Source organism: Streptomyces sp. NPDC052910 (assembly GCF_055585605.1).
Map to the genome: position 1 here is coordinate 596099 of NZ_JBVJJR010000003.1, position 24655 is coordinate 620753.

Sequence of the window (24655 nt, forward strand, 5' to 3'; positions counted from 1 at the left end):
CCTCACCCCCGGGTCCGCGCCCCCGCCGCGACCAGGACCCGAACGGTCTCCCTTCCCGCCTTCCCTCAGGGCGCCACCAGGCGCAGATTCATGCCGGAGACCTCGGCGAGGTATCGCCGCTCCTGTTCGGTCCGTCCTTCGATGGAGACGCCGGAGCGTTCCAACAGCCGGATGGAGATCGGGAGCACCCCGTCCAGCAGCCGGTCGATGAGATCGTCCTGGCGCTCCGCGCGGTAGGCCAGCACCGCCCTGACGAAATCCTCGAACGCGGGGACGTCGATCCGGTACAGCTCTCCCGGAATGGCGATCAGCCCTGTGGGGCGTTCCAGGGCCGCACCGGCGGCTTCTGCCATGCCTGAGTAGAGAGCACCCAGCCGGAGGTCCGGCATCCAGATGGTCTTGTCACCAACGTTGAACAGATAACTCAATCGGTCCACCTCAAACGGATGTCCACGTCCGGATGCAGCGCACGGAACTCGTTGAGACGCAACTCCACCTGTCTGCGGAGTTCGGGCGTCGTGCCGGACTTGACGAACCACATGCCGATGGGGGCTTTCTCGTATCCCTTGACGTACTGCCGGGCCCGGATGTACACGGACAGCTTCTTCCCCACCGTCTCACTGGCCCAACGGACAGGGTCGATATTCGGGTGCACGGCCGTCTTCTCTTCCCACAGCACCCCGCCCTCTATCACGTCGATGTCGGTGATGGTGTCACCGAAGTCGTTCGGGTTGTCTATCTTCGAGTTCCGGTCCCCCTCCTTCAGGTGGTACTTGCCATCGGACCCCAGCTTGGCCCGGTCTCCCTTGTGCGGGAAAGTGACCGGTCCACAAGGGTTGGGGTCGCCCCCGGCCTTGCTGACCGGTTGCCGCGACCCCAGCCCGGCCGCCGGCTTGAGGCAAGGCTGCGGCTTCTCCGGAGCCGGCTTTTCCGCCTTCGCCCGCTCGACGATCCGGCGCATCCGGTCGGTCGTCTTCCGGCCCCACTCGGCCTTCTCGAAGAACCCGCTGATCCCGGTCGCGACACGGTAGATCGCCTTGCCGATGGGCTTGATCTTGGTGATGAGCGTGAACCAGCCCGCGGCGTCGACCAGCCCCCACAGGCAGCTCTCTATGTGCCGTTCGCCAAGGCAGCGCTTGACGTTGTTGACGCCGAGCACCTCGAGGAGGATCTCGGCGCCGTTCTCCTTGACCCAGTCGACGACACTCATGGAGGCGGCCTTGCGCGCTTCCCGGAAGTCGTCGACGCAGGTCTGGCCGCAGGCCTTGAGCAGGATCGCTTCGTCGTCGGTGCCCAGGTCGGGGCCGCCACCGCCGGGAACGGGGAAGTTCCCGGCCTCCATGGCCTTCTTGCGTTCGGCTTCCAGGCGCGCCCGTTCCTCGGCCTCGGCACGAGTAGCGGCGTCGCTCGCCTTCTTCGCCTCGTCACGGGCGTGAGAGGCCGAGGTCTCGGCTGCCGTCGCATAATCGTCGGCCCGTTCGGCTACGCCGCGGGCGGCTGATGCGTCACCTTCCGCGGCGCGGGCCGCCTTTCGTGCGCTGCCGGCGTCCTTTTCCGCCTCATCGGCACTGTCACGGGCTGCGGAGGCTTCGGACTCGGCCGTCCCCGCGGCCGCGTTGGCGAGATACGCGTCCTTACCGGCCTGTTCGTTGTACCGATTGGTGTTCGCCTCGGCTCGCTGCGCCGCCTCGGCCGCTGCTTTGGCCCGTGCCGCATACGTGCGGGTTTCGGCGAGGGAGCGTGCGGCACGCGCGGCGTCTTCCGCTGCCGTCGCCGCTGCCTCGGCCGCGAGCTTGGCGTCCTTGGACGCCTTCACGGCGAGTTCTCTTGCCTCCTTGGCGGCGCGGGCCGCCTCCTCCGCCTTCGCCTGCGCCGCGGCTTCCTGCTGTTCGGCAAGCGACTTGGACGTCTGCCCCACGATCACCGACAGGCCCGCCGAGGAGTCTTTCTCCTGGTACGGACCGCCGAGCCCTATGGCCACGGCCGCCGGCCGCGTCACCTCCGCCGCCGAGTCCCGGGCCGCTGCGGCTGCTTGTGCCGTCGCGTGAGCGTGCCCGGTCGCTTCGGCGCTGGTGGCGGCGGCTTGACGAGCCTCCGACCGTGCTGCTTCGGCCTCCTTGCGTGCCGTCTCCGCGGCCTCTGCCGCCTTCTTGGCCTCCTTCTCGGCGTTGCGCACGTTCCGGGCCGCCTGTTCGGACGCCTCGATCGCCTCGGCGGCGGCGGCGTGTGCCGTCGCGAGCGCCGAGCGCGTCGTGGCAGCGTCGGAAGCGGCGGCATCCGACGCGGCACGGGACCGTTGTGCGGCACCGGTCGCCTTGATGGCGTCCTCACGAGCGGCGACAGCGGCGGACGTTGCCTCGTCGGCCTCGTGACGCGCCTTTGACGCGGCATCCGTCGCCTCAGCCGCCTCGGTCTTCGCCTCGTCGGCCGCGGATCTGGCGTCCTTGGCGGCCTCGGTGCCCTGCGCGGCGGCGGCGGCCGCCTCCAGGGCCTTGGACCGGGCCTGCGCAGCGGCCTTCCGCTGTTCAGCGACCTCCGCGTCGTGACGAGCCTGACTGGCCCGGTACTCCGCGTCCTCGGCCGCCCCGGCCTTCTCGGCCGCCGTGCCGCCCGCGCCACGGGCCTTGTCCAGCGCCTCCGCCGCCCGTGTTCTCTGTTCCTGAGCCCGTTTGTCGGCCTCTGCCGCCCGCTTCCGCTCGGCATCGGCGTCGGCCCGGTACTTCTTGGCGTTGTCCCGTTCGCGTTCGGCGACGGCCCGCTTCTCGGAGGCGTCCTTCGCCGCATCGCGTGCGGTGGTCTCGGCCTTCTCCGCCGTCGCCTGGGCGGCCACGGCCTTCGCCGCCGCGCCCTTCGCCTCGGTGGCCTGCCGGCCGGCCGAGTCGGCCGCCGCCTTCGCCTGTGCGGCCGCTTCCTGGGCCGCCGCCCGGTGATACTCGGCCTGGACGGCGTGCGCCTGGGTCTCGGCGAGTGCTGCCAGCGTCTTGCTGTCCTTGACGGTGGCCTCGGTGGCATGGGAGGCCGTCCGGGCGGACTTGGCCGCCGCCTCCGTGGCGGCGACGGAGGCCCGGGCGACCTGCGCGGACTGCTGCGCGTACTCCAGACCCCGGCCGCGCGGCGCCCCGATGGCGTCGGCCGCCTTGGCGGCCTCGTCCTGGGCCGCGGTGATCTTCGCACCCTCGCCCTTGGCCGCCGTGGACGCCTGCTCGGCGCGCTTGGCCTCGACCTCGGCCTTTGTCCTGGCGTCCTTCAGAATCGCATCGGCCTGCCTGAACACCGAGGCGTCGGGGACCTCTTGCTTCGCCTTTCGGCGGTCATTCTGGTACTTCTGCCACTGCAGTACGGCATCGGCCACCCACGCCTGCCCCGACGCCTTCACCATGGCATCAGTGGCGCTCCGCAGGTGGCGTACCGACTGGATCTGAGCCTGCACTATGGCGGTACGGGCCTTCGCCTGTGCCGCCAGCTCCGACTGCCATTCCTGGTGTGCGGCGGTGATGACAGGGCCCAGTACCCGGTACGCGTCGAAAGGCGTACCGACATCGCACCCGGCCCATTTGGCCTTGGCAGCCTCGACCTCCGTGCGGAACTCGACGGTGCCGGGTTCCGGAGCGACCTTCAGATACCCGCCGTGTTCGATGAAAGCGCGGATGTCGCCGGGACCGTGGGCGTGCCCCAGCATGTCGAAGACCTTCCGGTCTTCGCCGTCCACCCCCTCTGCCACTTTTTTGGCCTGATCCTTGGCTGCCTGAGTGGCTTCGGGAAGCTTGTACCGAAAGGGGATGTCGTGGATCAGGTACTGACGGATCGGCTCGCCGAACTCCGGCGCGCGCCACAGCTTTTCCGGGAGGAACCAGTACTTGTTCAACGGGTCCAGCGTCTTCGCCCAGTCCGTGTACTGGGTGTCCCATGCCTTCCAATAGGCACGGACTTCCTTCTCGTCGCGGTACTTCGCTTCGCCCAACGGCCCGCCGTGCGACCACAAACCGCCGTCGACGGCTTCGTGGAGCTTGTCTTCCGGGCCGTCCAGCAGGCCGGAGGCCACGGTCTTCGTCTCCACCTCGCCCCAGTTGAGCAACTGACCGGCCAGGCAACGGTCGTTACGTGCCTGCCTACCCAGTTGAGTGGAATCGTCCGGCTCTTCCTCTCCCGCGACTCGCAAGCCACGCGGAGAAGCCGGCTTGCGTGGTTCCAAGGGTGCGGCTTCCGCCGCGATGCTCAAAGTGAGTGACGCAACAGTGGCCAGCGCTATGCATCTGAGGGTGGTCGGCAGCGCCTTCCACGTCGTGCCACCACCTTCTCTCGGGTTCCGTGCCCTTGACGTCGTTCTGTGCATTCCGGACCTCTTCCGGGTCGCGCACCGACGGGAAATGGATCACAGTGCTCCTCCGCGCATGAGCGAACGGCGCGACCGTCGGCGCCGGCCGGGGAAGCCGCACGCCCGGCTGACGCGGCGTCACCGCGAGCGGAACGGAGGGAAGCGGCTGGATCCTCGCCCGTGCCGGCAGGCACCGGTACCCCCCGGGGGAGGGTCGCCAAGCCTGCGATCGGTGGGGGACCCCACCCGATGGGAGGGGTGGTCACCGCCGGAGTGCGGCAGCCGGGACGTGCGGCCGAGCGGTCAGGACACCTTGGCCGAGCCCCGAGCGCCGTTACGCTCGCTCGAGATCCCAAGTGGGGACCATGCGTCATTCATGGGGGTGAGGAACATCGATCCGAAAGAGGCACCCAACACGGTCAATGTCCTGATAGCCGACGACGAAACACTGCTGAGGACCGGCATCAGGCTCATTCTTGAAGCCGCTGCCGGCCTTACGGTGCCGACGACCTGCACCATCGCGGAAGCGGTCTCGTCAGCCACACATCTGCGCCCGGACGTCGTGCTCCTCGGGATTCAGCCTCCCGCGGCAGTGGGTCTCACGGTGCTCGGCCGCTTGCGCTCGCTGGAGACTCCGCCTCACGTGGCGGTGCTCTCCTCTCTCGACAGCGACAGCCATATCGGAGAAGTCCTGAGGCTGGGAGCGACCGGATTCCTGCTCAGGGACACCGATCCGGATGTACTGACGCGGTCGGTCCGGGCTCTGGCCACCGGGGCCGGCTGCCTGTCCGCGCCGATCGTCCGACGACTGAGTCAAGGGTTCGCTTCCGGAGACGCCCCCGTTCATCTGGTGGGCAAGTTGAGAGCGCTCTCGGCCCGCGAACGTCAGACCCTCCACCTGCTCGGGCACGGGCACACGAACGCCGAGATCGGGAGGCAACTGAATATCAGCACGACCACCGTCAAGGATTACGTCAAGGCCGTACTTGCCAAGTTGGGAGTCACCAACCGAGTGCAAGCCGCCGTCATCGCCACCAGAACCGGAGCATGCGGCTGGCACATTCACCCCAACTCCCTTTGTTGTTGACTGAAATAGCCGACCACCGCAGGCCTTGCCACTGCCCGGCGGCGGACTTACTCTCGGGTACACCTTGCGGGACGGCGAGTTCGTCCCCCGCGCGTCCGTCGTGTCGCGCCTGGCGCGGCGGACGCCTCATGGATCACCGGCATCACGCACACCAGCACATAGCAACGCACCTCGCACCTCGCACCTCTGCCACCACGCGGGCATCGCGGCCGGCACGGGCACGCAAGGCACTCCGGCAGCGCTGTCGCACCGCCCACCGAGGGGACGACGCAGCATGAAGGACGTACAGGGAAGACAGGTGACGGGCCGGGTCAGGTGGCGCAGATTCGCCGTACTGGCCGTTCCCGGGTTCGCGGTCACGGGCGCGCTGGCCGTGGCGCTCGCGCAGGGCGCGCTGGCGGCGTCGTTCGCGGTGTCGGGGCAGGAGTTCAAGGTCTCGGCGAAGAGCATGAAGGGTGAGGGGTTCGCGCAGTACGGCGGGATGGACTACACCGTGCGGAGCACCGACGAGCATCCCTTTCCCGTGGCGGTGACCGCGCTCAAGAAGGCGACCATCGTCAACCTCTGCCAGTCGGTGGTGACCGACATCCCCATCATCGGCACGTTCTCGTTGAACATCTCCGCCGGCAGGGACCCGAACAACCCGGTCAAGGCGGAGGATCTGGTGCTGGACGTCACCCAGTTGTCGGGTGACGCGGAGTTCGAGGACATCGAGATCGGCCGTGACGCTTCGACTCTCGACAAGGGACCCGATACGGCACAGGGCATACAGGACCTCTTCGCCCAGCAGGCCAGGACGGTCACCATCAAGGATGTCAAGCAGACCGCCGTCGCCACCACCGCGGCGAAGTTCAAGCTGTCGGGCTTGAACCTGACACTGCACAAGGGCAAGTCGGAGTGCTTCTGACGTGACGTCCGGCACCGAGGCACGCCGTCACCCCTGGTCGGCCTGGCGGACGTGGCGCAAGGGCCGCCCCTTCTGGGGCGGTCTGCTCAGCGCCCTCGCGGGGGCCGAGATCTGCGCCATTCCGCTGGGGCCGCTGAAGATCATGCTGGTCCAGGGGATCACCGGCATCCTGTCGATCCTGATGGGGCTGGTGATGATCATGATGGGGCTGAGCGCCTGGTTCGCCCCCTCCTACCGGATGTTCGCCGGGATCGTCACCGTCATGTGCGCCGCCGCCGCGCTGGTGCTCTCCAACCTCGGCGGGTTCCTGCTGGGCACCCTGCTCGGCGTCATCGGCGGCAGCATGGTCTTCGCCTGGCAGCCGCACCCACCGCCCCCGCCGCCACCCGCGTCGGCGACGGCGGAACCGGAGGACGAACCCGTCGAGCCCACAACGTCCCCCTCGGCCCCGACCACTGCACCCGCCCCACCCGCCGCACCCCCGCGCGTCCCCCTTCGCAAGGTCCCCCACGCACCACCCCTCCCCCCGAAGGAGCCGCAATGACCACACCGCTCCCCCGCCTCCGCGCCCGTACCCTGCTCGCCGCCGGGGCCGGCTTATCCCTGACCGCCGCGCTCGCCCTCACCGGCGCCGGGACCGCCACGGCCGGAACCGCCACGGCCGCCGACGCCCCGTCCACCACCGTGACGCCGGCCGGCCACTCGTTCGCCGCGACGCTCAACGGCAAGGCGACGTTCAAGGCCGGCTCCGTCACCGTCACCTGTACGGCCTCCGGCTCCGCGCCCACGGCCGGCAGCGCCAACAACCGGATCCCCGACGCACCCGGCAACCACAACGCCTCCGGCCCGGTCAGCAACGACATCAACCCGCCCACCTTCAGCGGCTGCACGACCAGCATGCCGGGTGTCAGAGCGACCGTGGAGACCTACGGCACCTGGACCGTCGCCATGCAGAACGGCGCCCCGATCATCGCCACGCTCGGCATGCCCGCCGGAGGCTTCAAGCTCTCCACGACGGGCCTGGCGACCTGCACCGTCACGGCGGCACCCACCGCGCCGGCGGCGCTGCCGGCCGTCTTCACCAACGGCGACGCCGACAACCCGTCGAGGATCACCCTCTCCGGCGCCCCCACGCCGGTGAAGGTCGAGGGCGGCTTCGGGTGCCCGACGGCCGCCAAGACGTCCGCGTTCAGCGCGGTCTACGACGTCACCGACGTGACCGACCCGGCGTCACGCGTCCTCGTCGGCGAATGACCGGCGGGTGACCGGCCGGAGATCGGCGATAGACCGGCCGGGGATCGGTGATTGACCGGCCGGGGATCGGCGGATGGACGGCGGGCGATCGGTGGCCGGCGACGAACGACCCGCGGGTGATCAGCGAGTGATCAGCGGATCACCGACGAACGTCCGACGAACGACCGACCTACAACCGCCACACGACCGCCGCACGACCGCCGCACAGCACCGAACAACCGGCGCATGACCAGCGCACATCGCCGGACGACCGGCGATTGACACGCCCTCTCCAGGGCAGACGACCGACCGGCGGCCGAGACGCCGCCGGGAGGCCGTCACCCCTCCTCCGGCCCCCGCCCGCCGCGCCCCCGTCGGTGGGCCGGGGCCGGCTCCTCGCACACCTCGGTGATCGCGGCGCTGTCCCGTGGGAACGGCCGCACGCGGGCGATCCGCCCGTCCCGCGCCTCGATCGCCCGGACGATCGGGAACTCCGGCTCCCGCCCGGTCGCACGGACCCGCAGCGCGGCCGCCCGTCCGCAGGACGACGGCTCGTCCGCAGGACGACGGCTCGTCCGCAGGACGACGGCTCGCCCGCAGCGCGACCGCCCGCCCAGGAAGCCGCCGCCCGCCCGGGACGCGACCGCCCGCCCGCGGCGCGACCCCCGACCGCGCCACCGCCCGGGTCAGACCCGTGCCGCGGGCGCCGGTTCCGGTGCGTCGCTCCCGCTGCGGGCCGCCGGGATCCGGGCGCGGGCCGTCCGGCCCGGGCCGCTCAGCGCGTACTGGATGCCGAACCCGGAGGCCACCACCAGTGCGCCGCCGCACGCGTCGAGGACGTAATGGTTGGCCGTGCCGATGATCACCAGGAAGGTCATCATCGGGTAGACCATCCCCAGCACCTTCATCCACACCTTCGGCGCCACGACGGCGATCATCACGCCGCACCACAGCGACCAGCCGATGTGCAGCGAGGGCATCGCCGCGTACTGGTTGGACAGCTCGGTGAGCGCGCCGAAGTCGGGATTGGACAGGTCCTGGGGACCGTTCGCCGTGTCGATGAAGCCGCGGCCCGGCATCAGCCGCGGCGGTGCCAGCGGGTACGCCCAGAAGCCGACCAGCGCCAGCAGCGTGGCCAGCGCGAGGGCGGTGCGCGCCCACCGGTAGGTGGCCGGGCGGCGTACGTACATGAAGGCCAGCAGGGACAGCGGCACCAGGAAGTGGAAGGTGCCGTAGTAGTAGTTCATGGCGTCCTTGAGCCAGCCGATGCCCGCCACGAAGTGGTTGAAGCCATGCTCGAAGTCGATGTGCAGGAACTCCTCGGCACCGCTGATCTGCCGCCCGTGCGCCTCGGCGAGGGCCCGCTCGTCGGGGGCGCTGCCGCGGATGTACGAGTAGGCGAAGTAACCCACCCGTATCAGCATCAACTCCAGCAACAGGTTCGGCCGGTTGAGCGGCCGCTTCCAGAAGCGCAGCAGCGGCACCCACGAGAAGCGGCCGGGCTGCGGCTCGGCGACCGGGGTCGGCGCCGGCCGGTCCCACAGCGGTGACGTGCGGGTCAGGAACGGCACCGCGCAGGCGGCGGCGAGCGCGGCGAGCAGCGGCGCGTTGTCGCCGATCGGGACGAGGACGGGGTGGTCCGGGACGATGATCGTGTGGTTCAGCGTCATGACCAGCACGACGAGGACGGGCCACACCAGCCGGTCCGCGCGCCGCTTGCCGACGCGCCCGGCGAGGGCGAGCAGGATCCACAGTTGCTGGTGCTGCCAGGCGGTGGGCGAGACGGCGACCGCGACGCAGCCGGTGATGGCCGTGGCGAGCAGCGGCTGCCCGTCGCGGGCGTAGTGCACGGCCCGGCGCAGCCCGAGGACGGCCACCGGGACGGCCAGCACCCCGTACAGCGCGATCTCCACCGGGCCGTGCAGGCCGAGGCGGAGCAGCAGGCCGTGCAGCGACTGGTTGGTCAGCCCGTCGGGCTTGTCGCCGAGGCCTGCGCCGGCGATGTGGTGGACCCAGTACGTCCAGGAGTCGTCGGGCGCCACGGCCCAGGCCACGGCGGTGGCGGCGGCGAACGTCACGCCGGTGGTGACGGCCGCGCGGCGGCGGCCGGTCAGCCACAGCAGCGGGGTGAAGAGGAGGACGGCCGGCTGCAGGGCCGCCGCGACGCCGACGAGGACGCCGGCCGCCCGCCCGTCGCCCCGGGCGAACCACGGCAGGCAGCAGGCCAGGAGGACGAGCAGGACGGGGATGATGCTGGTCTGGCCGAGGCTGAAGGTACTGCGGACCGGCAGCGAGAGCACGGTGAGGATCACCGCGACGGGGGCGGCCAGGAGGGCGGTGCGGCGGGAGAGCGGCCCGGGGAGCGCGCGGGCGGCGACCAGTGCGAGCGCGACGACGAGCAGCAGCGTCGCGAGCGTCCAGCCGATGCCGAGGCTGCGCTCGGCGGCGTTCGTCAGCGGTCTGAGCACCAGGCCGCCGACCGGGGTACCGGTGAACCGGTCGTCCTCGTAGAAGGAGCCGCGCGTCCGCAGGACGCCGTGCTCCCCTATCCAGGCGCCGAGGTCGGTGAACCGGCGGTCGGGCGGCCGTCGCAGCACCACCGCCGCCTGGCGCACCGCCAGGAACCCGGCGATCAGCCAGAGGGCTCCCAGGGCCACGAAGGTCCGTGAACCCGCCCGCGGAGCATCGGCCGCCCCGCTCCGTTCTGCTTCCACCACGCCTTGCCGCTCCTCCGGTCGCCCATCGCGGTCACCCTGACGGTCACCCTCGTCCGGCTCTTTGAGACCTTACTGAGTCCTGGAGAACAGCCGCAGGTCACCCCCAGGTCACCTCAAAGCCGCCGAACGTGGCCGGAAGGCGTCCCCCTAGGGGGCGCGGTGCCGACATTCCCGCCCATTAGGGGTGCCGAGGGTTCCCGTGGGGGTGGGGACGACGGGGTTTCTCCCTTACGGGGCGGCGGATTGCTCGTTGTAAAGGACGGCGGATCCTTCCCCCGTACGGGAGGGCGGGGGCGTCGCCCTTACGGGACGTTCGGGCTCTTTCCGTAGGGTGCGGCGACCATCAAGTTCCCTCCAGGACCTCTCAGGTCTCCCGACTTCTCCCAGGCCCCCCGATACGCCGGCGAGCGCCGGCCCCGCCGTCCCGGTGACTCGGACACCGGCGCCGGCCGCCCGGAAATTCCCGCGCGCCCTCCCGGTCCGGCTGCCACCCTCCCCTTCCATGACGACCACACGTCCCACCACAGGCGGCGACACCGGCGACGACAGCGGCGGGCGCCCTCGCACCGGCACTCAACCCCTCACTACTCCCGAGACACTTGCTGCTCCCGGGTCCCTCACTGCTCCCGGGCCACTCGATGCTCCCAAGCCCCTCACCGCTCCTGGGCCTCTCACCACCACCCAGCAGCTCACCACCACCCCGTCACGCACGACAACCCCGCGGCTCGCCACCACCCCACCACTCACCACAGCCCCGCCACTCACGACAGCCCTGCCACACACGACCACCCCGCACTTCACGGACACCCCGCAGCTCGCCGGCACCCCACAACTCACTGCCGCCGTCACCCCCCAGCTCACCGTCACCCCGCACCCCATCACCTCGCCCGAGGCCACCCTCCTCCTCCGCGAGTACCTGATCGACGTCGCGGACCGCTGGTACCTGCTGCACCACGGGCGGACCACCACCCCGGAGGAGATCGAACGGCACCTGGCCGAGGACTCCAGCGACGACCTCGCCCCGCCCGACGGCGTCTTCCTGCTCGCCCGGTACGGGGACGAGCCGGCGGGCTGCGCCGGGCTGCGGCTGCTCGACGCCCGTACCGCCGAGCTCAAACGGATGTTCGTCCGGCCCGCGCACCGCGGCCGGGGGCTGGGGGACGCGCTGCTGGGTGCCGTGGCCGAGGCCGCGCGCGGCCGGGGCGCGGAACGGGTGGTGCTGGAGACGCGCCGCGACCTGACCGAGGCCCGGGCGCTGTACGCCCGGCACGGGTTCACCGCAGTCGAGCCCTATGTGCGTGGCCCTTACGCCGAGGTGTGGCTGGGGAAGGAACTGGAGGACGGCGCCGGCCGCCCGGGCGACGTCCCCTAGGGGGCGGGACGGGCCGTCACCGGGCAGCGCGGTCCGCCGTCATGGGTGCCGGTGATCGGCCAGGCTCCGCCACCGGTGCCCGTCGTGCGGCTGCTCCGCGTCCGAGCCGCACAGTTCGCCGCAGAGCTCGTGGACGAGGGCGTCGAGGTCCGTGGGCCGCTCCGGGCCCCACCAGTCGCCGAGCAGTTCCGCGAGTGACTCCTCCCGTACCCGGAACAGGAGGTCGGCCTGGTCCCGTCCCTCGTCGGTGAGGAAGATCCGCAGCCCTTCGCGCCGGACCAGCCGGCCCGCTTCGAGCTGCCGGACGGCGTCGGTGACGACGCGCAGCGGGACGTCGACGCGTTCGGCGAGGGCGGCCGGCTCGGCGAACCCGTGCCGTCGGGTGCGCAGCAGCAGCCAGCTCGCGGCGGGGTGCAGGTCGAGCCCGGCGCGTTCGGTGATCCGCTCGTAGATCCGTTTCTGTCCCTCGCGGCTGCCGAGCACGGACAGGGCGCGGGCCACCTCGTCGTGGGAGGAGCGTTCGACGGGGTTGCTGGAGACGACCTCGCTGTGGTCGGGGGCGGTGACCCCGGCGCGCAGCGGTTCCTCGCGCAGGAACCAGGCGAGGACGAACGCGGCGATCCCAGCGGGGACGGCGTAGAGGAAGACGTCGGTGATGGAGTCCGAGTACGCGGCCAGGACGCCGCCCTTGGCGGCGGCGGGCAGCCGGTCGACGGCGCGCGGGTCGGCGGTGAGCGTGCCGGGGCTCAGTCCGGGCGGCAGCGGGACGCCGGCCAGGGCGTCGGTGACGCGCGGGGCGAGCTTGTTGCTGAAGATCGTGCCGAACACGGAGACGCCGAACGAGGCGCCGATGGAGCGGAAGAAGGTGGCGCCGGAGGTGGCGACGCCGAGGTTCTCGTAGGCGACGGAGTTCTGCACGATGAGCACGAGCACCTGCATGACCAGGCCGAGCCCGAAGCCGAACACGAAGAAGCAGACGCTCATCACGGTGGTGCTGGTGGACGGCCGGAACTGGTGCAGGAGCAGCAGTCCGACGCACATCACGGCGGTTCCGGCGACCGGGAAGACCTTGTAGCGGCCGGTGCGGCTGACGATCTGTCCGGAGGCGGTGGAGGAGATCAGCATGCCCGCGACCATGGGCAGCATGTGGACGCCGGAGAGCGTCGGCGTCACGCCGTGCACGACCTGGAGGAACGTCGGCAGGTAGGTCATCGACCCGAACATCGCGAAGCCGACGACGAAGCCGATCACCGAGCAGAGCGTGAAGGTGTGGTTCCGGAACAGCCCCAGGGGCAGCACCGGTTCGGCGGCCCGTCGTTCGACGAGGACGAACGGGACCAGCAGCAGCACCCCGAGCACCCCGAGCCCGATGATCTGCCAGGACGACCAGGGGTAGCTCACCCCGCCCAGCGAGGTCATCAGCACCAGGCAGGTGGCCACGCCCGCGATGAGGAGGGTGCCGAGGTAGTCGATGCGGTGCGGGGTGCGGCGGACGGGGATGTGCAGGACGGCCGCGATGACGGCGAGCGCGACGATGCCCACGGGGACGTTGATGTAGAACACCCAGCGCCAGCTCAGGTGGTCGACGAACAGCCCGCCCAGCAGCGGGCCCAGCACGCTCGTCCCGCCGAAGACCGCGCCGAACAGGCCCTGGTAGCGGCCGCGTTCGCGGGGCGGGACGATGTCGCCGACGATCGCCATCGACAACACCATGAGGCCGCCGCCGCCCAGGCCCTGGACGGCCCGGAAGGCGATCAGCTCCGGCATGCTCCGCGCGATGCCGCACAGCACCGAGCCGATCAGGAAGATCACGATGGCGGTCTGGAAGAGCTTCTTCCGGCCGTACTGGTCGCCGAGCTTGCCCCAGAGCGGGGTGGCCGCCGTGGAGGCGAGCATGTAGGCGGTGACCACCCAGGACAGGTGTTCCAGGCCGCCGAGATCGCTGACGATCGTGGGCAGGGCGGTGGACACGATCGTCTGGTCGAGCGCCGCCAGCAGCATGCCCAGCAGCAGGGCCCCGATCGCGAGGCGGACGGTACGGGCGGGGTGCTCCTCGCCGGGGAGGGGCGCCGCGGTCGTCGCGGCACCAGGGGTGTCCGGGGCGCCCGGGACTCCGGGAGTGCTCGGGTTTCCCGGGGTGCTCGGGCTTCCCGGGGTGCCCGGGGTCTCCTGGGACATGGCAGCGCCTCCTCGGGGACGGGGTCCGGGGTGCGGACCGGTTCCGGCGCGTCGCCTTCCCATCGTCGTCCGAATGGCCGCCCGGGGCCCGCCGGGTTACGCCGTCACGACGGCCCCACGGACCCCTCACGCCCCATCTGACCTGGGGCGTTGGCGCGAAGGGCGAGATTTTTTGTATCTTTGGGAAACAAAGTGGTTCCGCCCGCACTCCCTGACCGGCGGGCGGAACCGCTTGTTCTCTCGCGCCCCCTCTCTCCGTGTGTCCGTGCCCCCTCAGGGCTACCGCTGACGGGCCGGGCTCCCGCCCTCCTCCTGCTTCAGGAACGCCACCTCCGGGAACTCCGCCGACGGACCGTCGAGCAGCTTCCCGGGCGCGTCGCGCAGGTGCTTGTCGAAGAAGGCGACGAGGTACGCCCGGGTGAGCGCGTTGGCGCGGCCGCTGGGGAGTGTGCCGAACGCGCCGGCCGCGTCCTCCGGCGGCACGCCCTCCGGCAGACCCACCTGGTCGGCGAGCCAGTGCATGTCGGTGAAGGTCATGTGGCCGCCCTTGCCCACGTCCAGCCAGCGCTTCCAGCCGGTCATCCGCTTCCAGGCGGGACTCCAGGTGTCCATGGGCCCGCCGAGGTCGCCGGCCCGGGCCGCACCGAGCAGCAGCACCGGCTTCCCGGCACCCTCGGCGGGCGGATCGGTGAAGAAGTCACCGTCCATGTCGGCGGCGGCGGACACCCGGGCGTCCTGCCCCAGCACCTCCACGGCGCTCGCACCGCCGATGGAGTGGCCGGCCATGCCGACGCGGGCGCGGTCGACCCGCAGGCCCGGCACGACCGGGGAGCCGGTGACGATCCGGTCGAGGACGAAGCGGAGGTCCTTGGCGCGGTTGCGGACCACCGCCGCGTTGTCACGCTGCTCGGGGCCGCAGATCGCGCACTGCTCGATGCGGCCGCCCGGGAACTCGACCGCGGCCTCGTAGGTGTGGTCGACACCGGCCACCACGTAGCCGCGGCTCGCCAGTTCCTCGGCGACGGAGGTCAGCGACGCCCGGCTCTGCCCGAAGCCCGGCGACAGCACCACGAGCGGCCGCGCCCCGCCGGCCGCCGGTACGGCGTCGACGACGGCGTGGGTCCGTACGGTGCTCAACTTGGTGTTGCCGTACAGCGCTTCGGAGAGCCCCGGCGAGACGTACGGCGCCGTGGCACCGCGCCCGGACCGCGCCGGGTACCAGACCGAGACCATCAGCTCGCGCTTCCCCGCGGACGGCTTCCACGGGTCCGCCCGGGACCCGTCGACCAGCCGGAGAACCTTCTCCCCGATCGGCTGCCGGACGGTGGGCACGGGCACCTCGGGCCCGGCGGATCTGCCGGCGGCGGAGGCGGGGGTGGTGGAGGTGGGAGTGGCGGAGGCGGTGGAAGTGGCGGAGGCGGCCGGTGCCGCCGCGGCGACGGCGGGTATTTGGGAACCGGCGAGCGCGGCGAGCAGGGTCGCGGCGGCGACCGTACTCGCCCGGCCGCGTCCGGGGCGCACGGAATGCGGGGCGAAACCACGTGCGGAACGAGGCACGAAACAACGCGTGGAACGACGTGCGGAACGACGTGCAAAATTCTTCGTCATGCCCGTCACGGTAGAAATCCCCGAAGGGCCGGGCATCGGCCAGGGGAACGAGCCCTGGCCCCTTACGAGGCCTACCGCGTGACGCCACGTCAGCCGCAGGCAGGATGTAAGGGCCACCGACCGGCGGGGGTGGGACGCCGTCGGGTGCACGTGTAAGGGCCACCCCGAGAGGCCGGGTGTTGAAGAACACGGTGGACCCACCGGGCGCGCGGCGAAAGACTCGCGGGCATGATGACTCTGCGGGTTCTCTCGGAAGACGACTGGCCGTTGTGGCGGACGCTCCGCCTCGCGGCGCTGACTGACGCGCCGAACGCATTCAGAGTCCGGCTCGCCGACTGGGACAGGGGCGAGGAAAAACGCTGGCGTGCGCGCCTGGAGCTTCCCGGCGCCTACCACGTCGCCGCGCTGCTGAACGGGCACGCCGTCGGCATGGCCAGCGGCCTTCCCGGCGCCGGTGACACCAGGGAGTTGCGGTCCGTCTGGGTCAGCTCCGAGGCGCGGGGCCGTGGCATCGGCAACCGGCTGATCACGGCGGTCGAGACCTGGGCTCTGGGATCGGGCGGAACGGCCTTGAGGCTCGCGGTGCTCCCGGGCAACGAACCCGCCATCGCCCTCTACCGGCGCAACGGGTTCACGGTCACGGGAGAGCCCGGCAGCGTGCTGCCGGATGGGGTGACCAGGGAACAGGTCATGGTGAAGGTACTCCGCCGGGCGTGATCGGCGGGCTTGATCCACTCCGGGGAAACCGTCCGGGACCGGCCACCGCACTCGCGGCGTACCTTCCTGGTCGGAGCACCGCATGCCCTGCCCACCCAAGGCCCCGCTCCCGGCCCTCACCGTCGCGGCACTCCACCGCCGCCGCCGGCACCGCATCACCGCCGTTACCGCCGGGCAGGGTGGGGCGAACACCACTGAGCTGCGGTATTGGCGCGCCCTCTCCTGTTTTGTATCGTGGAGAAACAAAGCGTCCCCGCTCGCCCGGGGCGAGTCCGGCGACGCCCGCCCCACCCCCGCAGGAGTGCAGTATGCCCAGGTCAGAGTCCATAGGTGCGATCAAGGCCGTGCTCCTCGACATGGACGGCACCATCGTCAACTCCGACGTGGTCGTCGAGCGCTGCTGGCGCCGCTGGGCCGAGGAACACGGGCTGGACGCCGACGAGGCGCTGAAGGTGGTCCACGGCCGCCAGGGCTGGGCCACCATGGCGCTCCTGCTCCCCGACCGGCCCATGGAGCTCAACCACGAGGACAACCGGCGCATGCTGGAGGCCGAGACCGCCGACATGGACGGCGTGGTCCCCGTCCCCGGCGCACCGGCCTTCATGAGCGCCCTCGCCGGCCTCCCGCACGCCCTCGTCACCTCCGCCGACCGCCCCCTCGCCGAGGCCCGCATGGCGGCCGCCGGGCTGCCGATGCCCACCGTCCGCGTCACCGCCGAGAGCGTCGGTGCCAGCAAGCCCGACCCCGAGGGGTTCCTCAAGGCCGCCGCCGAGCTGGGCTTCGGCCCCCACGAGTGTGTGGTGTTCGAGGACTCGGGCGCGGGCATCGCAGCCGGCCGCGCGGCCGGCATGCGCGTGATCGGCGTCGGTCCGCGCGCGGCGGCTCACGCCCCCGACGCACACGTCCTGGACCTCACCGGGGTCCGCGTCGAGTCCGCGGCCGACGGCACCCTCACCCTCCACATCACCGCCGGCGACGACTGACCGCCGAATCGGCCGCCCTAACCTCGGCCCGCCACGCTCCCCGCAACCGTCCTGTGTCCTCCCGACCAGCGCCTCCCGGCCGGCGTCCCGGTCGGCGCCTTTCGGCGACCGACGGTGACGCCGCGAAGCACCGACGCCGGGGGGCGAGAACGCCGCCGCCCGCCATGAGAGCGGTGAGACCGCCGCGCATGACCGTTGCCGACCGGGGCATGCGGGACTGCCGGAGCACGAGGGACCGCTGATGCCGTACGTCTCGGTGGCGGGACCGGTGCGTACGCCGGGCCCTGTCGGGAGGCCGGATGTTCGAGGGTTTCGAGGCGGACCGGATCGACGTCGGCGAGGCGTCCCTCTTCGTCCGCCATGGCGGGGACGGTCCGCCCGTCGTATTGCTGCACGGCCATCCCCGCACGTCGGCGACATGGCACAAGGTCGCTCCGTCGCTCATACGGGCCGGTCACACGGTGGTCTGCCCGGACCTGCGGGGTTACGGACGGTCGCGGGGGCCGCGGTTCACGGCGGATCACTCGGGCTATTCCAAGCGCGCGGTCGCCGGGGACGTGGTGGCCCTGATGCGCCACCTCGGACACCCCCGGTTCGCGCTCGTCGGGCACGACCGCGGAGGCAGCGTGGCTCTGCGCCTCACGCTCGACCACCCCGAGGCCGTCTCCCGGGTGGTGTTCGCGGACTGCCTGCCGCTGACGGAACACCTGTCACGGATCACCGTCGAGTTCGCCACGCAGTGGTGGCACTGGTTCTTCTTCGCCCAGCCGGACATTCCCGAACGGGTCATCACCGCCGACCCCGACCGCTGGTACCACGGCGACCCCGAGGCCATGGGCCGGGAGAACCACGACGAGTGGAGGCAGGCCGTACGCCGGCCGGACGTGGTCCGCGCGATGCTGGAGGACTACCGCGCCGGCCTCACCGTCGACCGGCGGCACGAGGAAGCCGACCGGGCCGCCGGCAGGCGCGTCACATGTCCGACGCTCGTCCTCTGGTCGCTGCGGGACGACCTGGAAGACCTGTACGGGGACCCCGTCGCCATCTGGAACCGGTGGGCCGACGACGTCCGCGGCCACGGCATCGATTCCGGACACCACGTCGCCGAACAGGCCCCCGAGGCCCTGGCCTCCGCGCTCACCGACTTCCTCCGGCCGGACGCGTGAACGGTTCTTCTCACGCGCCCGGCCGGCACAACGGCGGGACGGCGGGACACCAGCGGGCTACCAGGCCCCTGACCCCCTTCAGGCGAACCGGCCGGGCCGGTAGTCGCCCGCGGGCGTCTGAACGATGACGTTCATGCGGTTGAAGGCGTTGATGAGGCCGATGAGGAACACCAGGGCGGCGAGCTGCCGCTCGTCGTAGTGCCGGGCGGCGTTCGCCCAGACCTCGTCGGGCACTCCCCCGGCCGCGTCGGCGATGCGGGTGCCCTGTTCCGTCAGCTCCAGGGCGGCCCGCTCGGCATCGGTGAAGACCGTGGCCTCCCGCCAGACCGCGACCAGGTGGAGACGGGTCGCGTTCTCCCCCGCCTGGACGGCCTCCTTGGTGTGCATGTCGGTGCAGAAGCCACAGCCGTTGATCTGGCTGGCGCGGATCTTCACCAGCTCCTGCGTCACAGCCGGCAACCCCGAATCCGTCACGACCTCACCCGCCCCGACGAGGTGCTTCACGAACCGGGCCGTCTGCGGGTCGTCGAAGAGGTTCAGGCGCGCGTTCATGGGAACTCCTGTGTCACGTCGCTTTCGCTGTCACCTCTCTGACGGGACAGCCCGGCGCGTTGTGACAGGACCTCGCGTGACCTGCGCCTCGTCCATCCGGCGTGCGTACTGGTCCTCCGGGCCAAGGCCGTGAGCCGCTTGCGAACCAGTCCACGGGGCGAGTACGGCGCGTCGGTGCACCGGCCGGCGCCGTATGGGTGGCCACTGAAGTGTGCGCACCCTCCGGAACAGCCGGAACAGCCGCTACTGAACGCTCACGAACCGTCCGCTCAGAAGGGTCCCGTAGGGGCGTAAAGGAAACGCCCCTACGGGACTACGGAAGCCCCCAGCCCTGAAGGCCCCAAGGCCCAAAGAGCATCAGCCCCTCGCCCCCGTCCGTTCCGCCAGCTCCCGCAGCGCCGGTGGAGTGGGGCGCCCGGCGAGGAGGGTCAGGTCACGGATCGCGGACCGTGCCGCCTCGTGCCCGCGGAGCATGTCCGGGTCCAGGTGCTCGGCCGCGAGGAAGCACTCCACGGCGTCGCCGACGTGCCGGAGCTGGGCATGCGCCCTGCCCAGGTCGAGGGCCAGCCGCGCCCGCCGCTCCACGGACAGACCGCTCGCGTCCACCCGCAGGCCGGTGTCGAGCGCTTCGCCGGCGTCACCGAGCTCCACGGCGACGGCCACCGCCTGGATCTCCACGTTGGTGGGGCCGAATTCCAGGTTGAAGTCGTTCCGGTCGCCACCGACGCGACGCGCCACCGACCGGGCGTGTTCCGTCTCCCGCAGGGCGGCCGCGCGGTCGCCGCGCCGGGCGTGGACGAGGGCGAGCACCAGGTGGAAGGAGCCCAGGAGCGACAGTTCCTCCGGGGCGGACGCCGCCTCCTCACAGTGCCGGCCGAGCGCGTCCACCGCGGCCCGCGCGACGTGCTCCGCCTGCTCGTACCTCCGGAGCCGGACGCAGGCGTGTGCCAGTCGGTAGGTCCCCGCGAAGACGTCGAGCACGTGCCCCGACATCTCCGCCGCCGAGATGGACCGGTCGGCGGCCACCCATGCGGCATCCGCCTCGTTCTGCCGGGCGAAGGCGGCCGAGAGCGCCTGATAGGTCCGCGCGAGGAGGCCGTACGCCATGGCCCGCTCGCGCTTCCCGGCCGTGCGCGCCAGCCGTTCGAGGACGGGCAGCAGCGCGTTCAGCGCCGAGCCCAGCTCCGCGTACCGGTCGCCGTGGGCCAGGGACCACACGCGCTCGACGTCCTCCCGGAGGTCGGTGAGCGGTGGGACGCCGTGCCGTGCGTCCGGCGCAGTGGAGGCGTCCGGCCGGGGCGAAGTGTGCGGCGGGAGGGAGGCGTTCGCAGGACCGGAGGAGAGCAGCGTCCCGAGCGCGGGGTGTCCGGAGAGGAGGAGCCTCGCCCGGCTCAGACGGTCGTCCCTCAGGGGTCGGTCCGCCACCCCTACGGGTCGGTCCGCCGCCCTTGCGGGTCGGTCCGCCGCTCCTCCGGCCGACGGCGCGTCGGGGCGCAACTCGCCTACGGATACGCCGAGTCCGACCGCCAGCCGGTGCAGCACGTCCAGCCGGTTGACCGGCTGGATCCCCCGCTCGACCTGGGAGAGCCAACTGGTCGTACGGCCGAGTCGGGCCGCCAGTTCCTTCTGCGTCAGGCCGCGCCGCGCCCGGAGTTCCGCCACCAGCGCGCCGAACGCCCGCCTCTCCCTGTCACGTTGCTCGGCGTCTTCGTCGATTCCGCGTCCCGCGTCGGCCACCGGCTCGCTCACATCCCTCCGCCGGCAGGTACGCCACCGGCCCCTTCTCCCTCGGCGTGCTTCCCGTCGGCGCGCTCCGGAAAGGCGGCCTCGGCCCCGGAGACGCGATGTGCGCGCTCGGCGAAGAACCGCCGGGCATGCGGCCGCCGTTCACGTTCACCGAATGCCGAGCGATCGGCGTACGGCTCGCAGGAGACGCATACGTCGGATTCGTCCGGCGTGCGATGCGTCGCGAGCAGGAGCGTTCCGGATTCACGCCGTCTGATGTTCTCGACCGTCCGCGAGACCAGGGTGCCGAAGGCGTGCGCAGCTTCCGGTCCGCACAAGGCGGACCTGACGACCAGGCCGAAACGCGCAGCCATAGGCACTCTCCCCTCGCGTCGCACCAAGAATCGCAGAGCGTTGAGAGACGGTACAGACGCAGTATTTCTTGACTCGCAGAAACACTGCGAGTAGCGTCGCGGTCACGCCGCCGGGCGCGCCGGATCCACTGCGGCAGGGCGTCAACACGCGTACTCGGAAAGCCACTTCGCGGGCCTATACGACGAACCCGCACGACGGGCCCGCACGACGAACCCGCACAACGGACACACGTGACGAACGTGCAGGACGAACGCGCCCCACGGAAGCGCGCGGCGGACACGCACAACGGACACGCACAACGGGCGCACACAACGGAATACGCGATACGCAAAACGGACAAGAAAAAGCCCCGGCGGATATCCGCTCTCCGGTGCCGCAACCACCGGACGAGCCCCGCCGAGGCCGACATCCAACCCCTGACAACACCAGGAGATTCGATGCGTCCTCAGAATAACGCCCCACGGGCCGCGGTGGCCCGGCCTTCCACTTCCCGGCGCCTCCGATGCGCGCCCCTCGGGCGGTCCGGGCGGTCCGGCCCCGCCGGACGGTTCGCCGCCGGACGGTTCGCCGTCGGCCTGCCGGCCGTCGGGGCGACTCCGTGCCTGCGGACGGCGGCCCGCTCATGACCTCGGCCCGGACCTCCACGCGCCCGTGGAACACGCGGAACACACGGAACACACAGAACAGCTCCCTCGTCTCCCCCATCCCGCACCGTTCCTGCGCCCACCCGCCCTCCGCCTGGTCGGTGGCGGACGGCATGCGGACCTGCGGCGCGTGCGGGACGCGCAGAGCGGACGACTACGGGGCGCTCGCCCTGGCCCTGGATCCCCGGAGTGGATCCGCCGACAGGAGCCGACCGCCTACCACTGGGGCGACGTGACGATCAGGCCTTCAGACAGTCGGTCTCGACCTCCCTCCGGGACCTTCAGCCCTGCGGACCCCGCTTCGACCCGCCGCGCGGAACTGCTCAGGCGCGTTCGGGAGGCGAACCGCTGGAGCGCCAGAGAGCTGCCCTGAGGGGGCGTCGGTCGGCGAACCGGCCGGCCTTCCGCCCCCAGGACCCGGCCCCGTGCCACTTACCCCACAGCCGCCTCGTAGAGGCTGAAACCGGCCAGCGCCAGCATCACCAGAGCGGCGATACGAGTGATCAGCGTCAGGGGCACGTAGCGCATCAGGGTCCGGCCCCCGACGATGCCGAGGGCCGCCACGGCCCACAGTCCGAGGACCGCGCCGAGACCGACCGAGACGGGATCGTCGTAGCGGGCCGCGAGGTTCGCGGTCATGATCTGGGTGAGGTCGCCGAACTCGGCCGCCAGGATGAGCATGAACCCGGCGCCGGACACCTTCCAGAAGGACTGATCGGCGGGCTTCCTGACCTCCTCGTCGTCCTCATCCTTCTGGAACAGCAGCATCGCCGCGCCGATCAGGAAGGCCGCGCCGACGATGGCCTGGAGCAGGCGGTGCGGGAGGAGGGTGAGCAGGCTGCCCGCGGCGATCGCCAGGGCGACGTGCACGACGAAGGCGGCGGCGACGCCCGCGAAGACGTACGAGGCGCGGTAACGGGTGCCGAGCATGAGCGAGGCCAGGGCGGTCTTGTCCGGCAGCTCGGCCAGGAAGATCACGCCGAAGACCAGAGCGGTGACGGTGAGGCTGATCACAGGGTTTCCTCGTCGGTGGGGCTGCCGCACCGGAAGGGTCCCGCCCCGAGTCCCGGGGGATTCGCCCTAGGGGTTTCAGGGGTCGCTTCGGCACGGCAGCGTCATGGACACTGCGGCCGAAGGTCTCGCTGGCCTGCACCCCTACGGGTACGGCCTCCGGGCGCCGGCCGGACCCTGAGGCCCAGCAGTATGTCGACGGTCCGGCGAAGAGCTACTCCCCTTCTGCTCCCCTCAGGGTACGGGACGAGCGTGACTGGCGTCGCCTCACGCTTCCGCGAGGACGGATGAGGCGAGCGAGACCGAGCGAGGCGCGCGCGGCGGAGAGGAGACGCGGGGCGGGAGAGGAGACGCGGGATGTACGGGACACGCGAGGCAGGCATGCACCGCAGAACGGTCGGGCGCACGGGGTGGGAGCCGGAAAGAACCACCCCGCCCGCTTTCGGAAAATTCGACCAGTTGTTCCGCTTTCGGTGGCGCGCCGTACGTCGCACGCTGTCATCAGAGGGACCGGACGACCGACCGGTTCCGGATGCGCGAGGAAGCCGGGAGGGTGAGGAGAAAACGCCGGAGCGCCCGGCGCACGACCGGAGCGCTCGAAGCGAACGAGAAACTTGAACTTGCAAGTATCGTTAGGGGTACCTAACCTTTGGACCTCTCGTCGTATCCGTCCCCGACACGAGGAGCAGTCCCATGCCCCCCACACCCACTCAGGCCGCCCCCCACTCGGCGTCCGCTTTCCCCCGCGGCTCCGCACCGCTCGCGGCCCGCCTGGACGCCGCCCGGCCGTACGTCCTCTCCCTCTTCCGGATCGTCGTCGGCCTGCTCTTCGCCTGCCACGGCGCCGCCTCGCTCTTCGGCGTCCTCGGCGGCGCCGCCGGCACCAACGGCGGCACCATCGACGCCGGCACCTGGCCCGGCTGGTACGCGGCCGTCATCCAGCTCGTCTGCGGTGTCCTGGTGATGCTCGGCATCGGCACCCGCGGCGCGGCCCTGGTCGCTTCCGGTTCCATGGCGTACGCCTACTTCGACGTGCACCAGAAGCTGGCGCTGTGGCCCATCCAGAACGGCGGCGAGGCCTCGGTGATGTTCTGCTGGGCCTTCCTGCTGCTCGTCTTCACCGGCCCGGGCCCCATCGCCGTCAGCCGGCTGTACTCCCGCCGCTGAACCGCTTTCCGCCCTTAGAGGGCGGGACCGAAAGCCACCAAGGGTGCAACCGGGGGCACGTGATGCGCACTACATCGCGCGCCCCCTTCACTTGCCCCACCAGCCTCAGGCGTACTCTGTACGGTTGTGAAGGCCGCTCCTGCCGCTCCCCTGCGACATCGCGGCGGGGGACCGTACCAGGAGATCGGACGTGCTGGATCAGTTGGGGGCGTTGGCCGACACCCCATGGATATACGCGATCGTCGGGCTTTCGGTACTGCTCGACGTCTTTCTGCCGGTGCTGCCGAGCGGAGTGCTCGTGATCACCGCGGCCACCGCGGCGGCCGGCTCCGCCGTGGGCACCCACGGCCACACCGCCCTTCCCGAGATGTTCGCGCTGGTGATGTGCGCCGCGACGGCCTCGGTCCTGGGTGACCTGGTCGCCTACCGCCTCGCCTGGCGCGGCGGCGACCGTTTCGACCGGGCCATCGCCCGTTCGCGCCGTCTCACGGCCGCCCAGGAACGGCTCGGCTCCGCGCTGCTGCGCGGCGGCGGCGCGCTCGTCGTCGTCGCCCGGTTCGCGCCGGCCGGCCGCTCGGTGGTCAGCCTGGGTGCGGGCGTCATGCACCGCACGGTGCGGGAGTTCCTGCCCTGGTCCGCCCTGGCAGGGCTGACCTGGGCGCTCTACAGCGTGTTCCTCGGGTACTTCGGGGGCCAGTGGCTCGGCGCGACGTGGATCGGCACGGCCGTCTCCGTCTTCGCCCTGTTCCTGGCCGGTGCGGGCGCGGCGTTCCTCGTCCGCCGTCCGCACGAGCCGGAGGCCGCGGCGGTGGAGGCCGGCTAGTACCGGCCGGCGGTCCGCGTCCGGTGGGACGACCGGACGGCGTCCGGAGGCGAGGCCGGTGCCCTTCCGCCGGAT

Annotated in this window: 20 protein-coding genes; 11 read left to right on the forward strand and 9 right to left on the reverse strand. The window is 71.4% G+C overall.

What is annotated here, in order from left to right:
* Positions 1–65: 65 nt before the first annotated feature.
* Positions 66–428 carry a DUF6086 family protein gene (locus ACZ6X9_RS13655; RefSeq protein WP_469778167.1) on the reverse strand — a complete coding sequence of 121 codons (363 nt, stop codon included), beginning with the start codon at positions 426–428 and terminating at the stop codon, positions 66–68.
* Entirely contained in the window at positions 425–4192 is a 3768-nt protein-coding gene (locus ACZ6X9_RS13660) for a coiled-coil domain-containing protein (protein ID WP_469778168.1), read from the reverse strand. The genes ACZ6X9_RS13655 and ACZ6X9_RS13660 overlap by 4 nt, the downstream gene beginning before the upstream one ends.
* Before the next feature lie 505 nt (positions 4193–4697).
* Between ACZ6X9_RS13660 and ACZ6X9_RS13665 the strand changes: the two genes are divergently transcribed.
* The 4 genes from ACZ6X9_RS13665 (at position 4698) to ACZ6X9_RS13680 (ending at position 7563) form a co-directional block, all read left to right on the forward strand.
* Positions 4698–5402, forward strand: coding sequence for a LuxR C-terminal-related transcriptional regulator (locus ACZ6X9_RS13665; protein ID WP_469778169.1), 705 nt, complete (start codon positions 4698–4700; stop codon positions 5400–5402).
* Between the two features lie 274 nt (positions 5403–5676).
* The gene (locus ACZ6X9_RS13670; RefSeq protein WP_469778170.1) at positions 5677–6309 is read left to right on the forward strand and encodes a DUF6230 family protein; all 633 of its coding nucleotides are present in this window, start codon (positions 5677–5679) and stop codon (positions 6307–6309) included.
* A 1-nt stretch (position 6310) separates the two neighbouring features.
* On the forward strand, positions 6311–6853 hold the full coding sequence (locus tag ACZ6X9_RS13675; RefSeq protein ID WP_469778171.1) for a DUF6114 domain-containing protein: 543 nt from the start codon (positions 6311–6313) through the stop codon (positions 6851–6853).
* On the forward strand, positions 6850–7563 hold the full coding sequence (locus tag ACZ6X9_RS13680) for a hypothetical protein (protein WP_469778172.1): 714 nt from the start codon (positions 6850–6852) through the stop codon (positions 7561–7563). Before ACZ6X9_RS13675 ends, ACZ6X9_RS13680 begins: the two co-directional genes overlap by 4 nt.
* 665 nt (positions 7564–8228) lie before the next feature.
* Here ACZ6X9_RS13680 and ACZ6X9_RS13685 read toward each other — a convergent pair.
* Positions 8229–10259 carry a bifunctional glycosyltransferase 87/phosphatase PAP2 family protein gene (locus ACZ6X9_RS13685; RefSeq protein ID WP_469778173.1) on the reverse strand — a complete coding sequence of 677 codons (2031 nt, stop codon included), beginning with the start codon at positions 10257–10259 and terminating at the stop codon, positions 8229–8231.
* Between the two features lie 502 nt (positions 10260–10761).
* Here ACZ6X9_RS13685 and ACZ6X9_RS13690 point away from each other — a divergent pair.
* Positions 10762–11631 (forward strand): GNAT family N-acetyltransferase, encoded by an 870-nt coding sequence (locus tag ACZ6X9_RS13690; protein ID WP_469778174.1) that lies wholly within the window; start codon positions 10762–10764, stop codon positions 11629–11631.
* Between the two features lie 39 nt (positions 11632–11670).
* Here ACZ6X9_RS13690 and ACZ6X9_RS13695 read toward each other — a convergent pair whose 3' ends face one another.
* Both ACZ6X9_RS13695 and ACZ6X9_RS13700 read right to left on the reverse strand, forming a co-directional pair.
* Positions 11671–13809 (reverse strand): MFS transporter, encoded by a 2139-nt coding sequence (locus ACZ6X9_RS13695; protein ID WP_469778175.1) that lies wholly within the window; start codon positions 13807–13809, stop codon positions 11671–11673.
* A gap of 279 nt (positions 13810–14088) precedes the next feature.
* A complete protein-coding gene (locus tag ACZ6X9_RS13700) occupies positions 14089–15330 on the reverse strand; it encodes an alpha/beta hydrolase family protein (RefSeq protein ID WP_469778176.1) in 1242 nt (413 codons plus the stop codon).
* 315 nt (positions 15331–15645) lie between these two features.
* Here ACZ6X9_RS13700 and ACZ6X9_RS13705 point away from each other — a divergent pair, with 315 nt between their 5' ends.
* From ACZ6X9_RS13705 to ACZ6X9_RS13715, 3 genes are all read left to right on the forward strand, one after another.
* A complete protein-coding gene (locus tag ACZ6X9_RS13705) occupies positions 15646–16134 on the forward strand; it encodes a GNAT family N-acetyltransferase (RefSeq protein ID WP_469778177.1) in 489 nt (162 codons plus the stop codon).
* Between the two features lie 308 nt (positions 16135–16442).
* Positions 16443–17117 (forward strand): HAD-IA family hydrolase, encoded by a 675-nt coding sequence (locus ACZ6X9_RS13710; RefSeq protein WP_469778178.1) that lies wholly within the window; start codon positions 16443–16445, stop codon positions 17115–17117.
* Between the two features lie 299 nt (positions 17118–17416).
* The gene (locus tag ACZ6X9_RS13715) at positions 17417–18283 is read left to right on the forward strand and encodes an alpha/beta fold hydrolase (RefSeq protein ID WP_469778179.1); all 867 of its coding nucleotides are present in this window, start codon (positions 17417–17419) and stop codon (positions 18281–18283) included.
* Positions 18284–18361: 78 nt separating this feature from the next.
* On the opposite strand, the gene ACZ6X9_RS13720 is transcribed toward ACZ6X9_RS13715, so the two are convergent.
* The 3 genes from ACZ6X9_RS13720 to ACZ6X9_RS13730 all read right to left on the reverse strand — a co-directional run bounded on the left by ACZ6X9_RS13720 (position 18362) and on the right by ACZ6X9_RS13730 (position 20934).
* Entirely contained in the window at positions 18362–18835 is a 474-nt protein-coding gene (locus ACZ6X9_RS13720; protein WP_469778180.1) for a carboxymuconolactone decarboxylase family protein, read from the reverse strand.
* A gap of 357 nt (positions 18836–19192) precedes the next feature.
* Positions 19193–20584 (reverse strand): helix-turn-helix domain-containing protein, encoded by a 1392-nt coding sequence (locus tag ACZ6X9_RS13725; protein WP_469778181.1) that lies wholly within the window; start codon positions 20582–20584, stop codon positions 19193–19195.
* Positions 20581–20934, reverse strand: a complete 354-nt coding sequence (locus tag ACZ6X9_RS13730) for an antibiotic biosynthesis monooxygenase (protein ID WP_469778182.1) — start codon at positions 20932–20934, stop codon at positions 20581–20583. The genes ACZ6X9_RS13725 and ACZ6X9_RS13730 overlap by 4 nt, the downstream gene beginning before the upstream one ends.
* A gap of 623 nt (positions 20935–21557) precedes the next feature.
* Here ACZ6X9_RS13730 and ACZ6X9_RS13735 point away from each other — a divergent pair.
* Positions 21558–21815, forward strand: a complete 258-nt coding sequence (locus ACZ6X9_RS13735; RefSeq protein ID WP_469778183.1) for a DUF6255 family natural product biosynthesis protein — start codon at positions 21558–21560, stop codon at positions 21813–21815.
* Between the two features lie 196 nt (positions 21816–22011).
* On the opposite strand, the gene ACZ6X9_RS13740 is transcribed toward ACZ6X9_RS13735, so the two are convergent.
* Positions 22012–22593 (reverse strand): TMEM165/GDT1 family protein, encoded by a 582-nt coding sequence (locus ACZ6X9_RS13740; RefSeq protein WP_469778184.1) that lies wholly within the window; start codon positions 22591–22593, stop codon positions 22012–22014.
* A gap of 690 nt (positions 22594–23283) precedes the next feature.
* Between ACZ6X9_RS13740 and ACZ6X9_RS13745 the strand changes: the two genes are divergently transcribed.
* Both ACZ6X9_RS13745 and ACZ6X9_RS13750 read left to right on the forward strand, forming a co-directional pair.
* Entirely contained in the window at positions 23284–23757 is a 474-nt protein-coding gene (locus tag ACZ6X9_RS13745; protein WP_469778185.1) for a DoxX family protein, read from the forward strand.
* A gap of 190 nt (positions 23758–23947) precedes the next feature.
* Positions 23948–24580: a DedA family protein gene (locus ACZ6X9_RS13750; RefSeq protein WP_469778186.1), complete on the forward strand. Its 633-nt coding sequence runs from the start codon at positions 23948–23950 to the stop codon at positions 24578–24580.
* Positions 24581–24655: the final 75 nt, after the last annotated feature.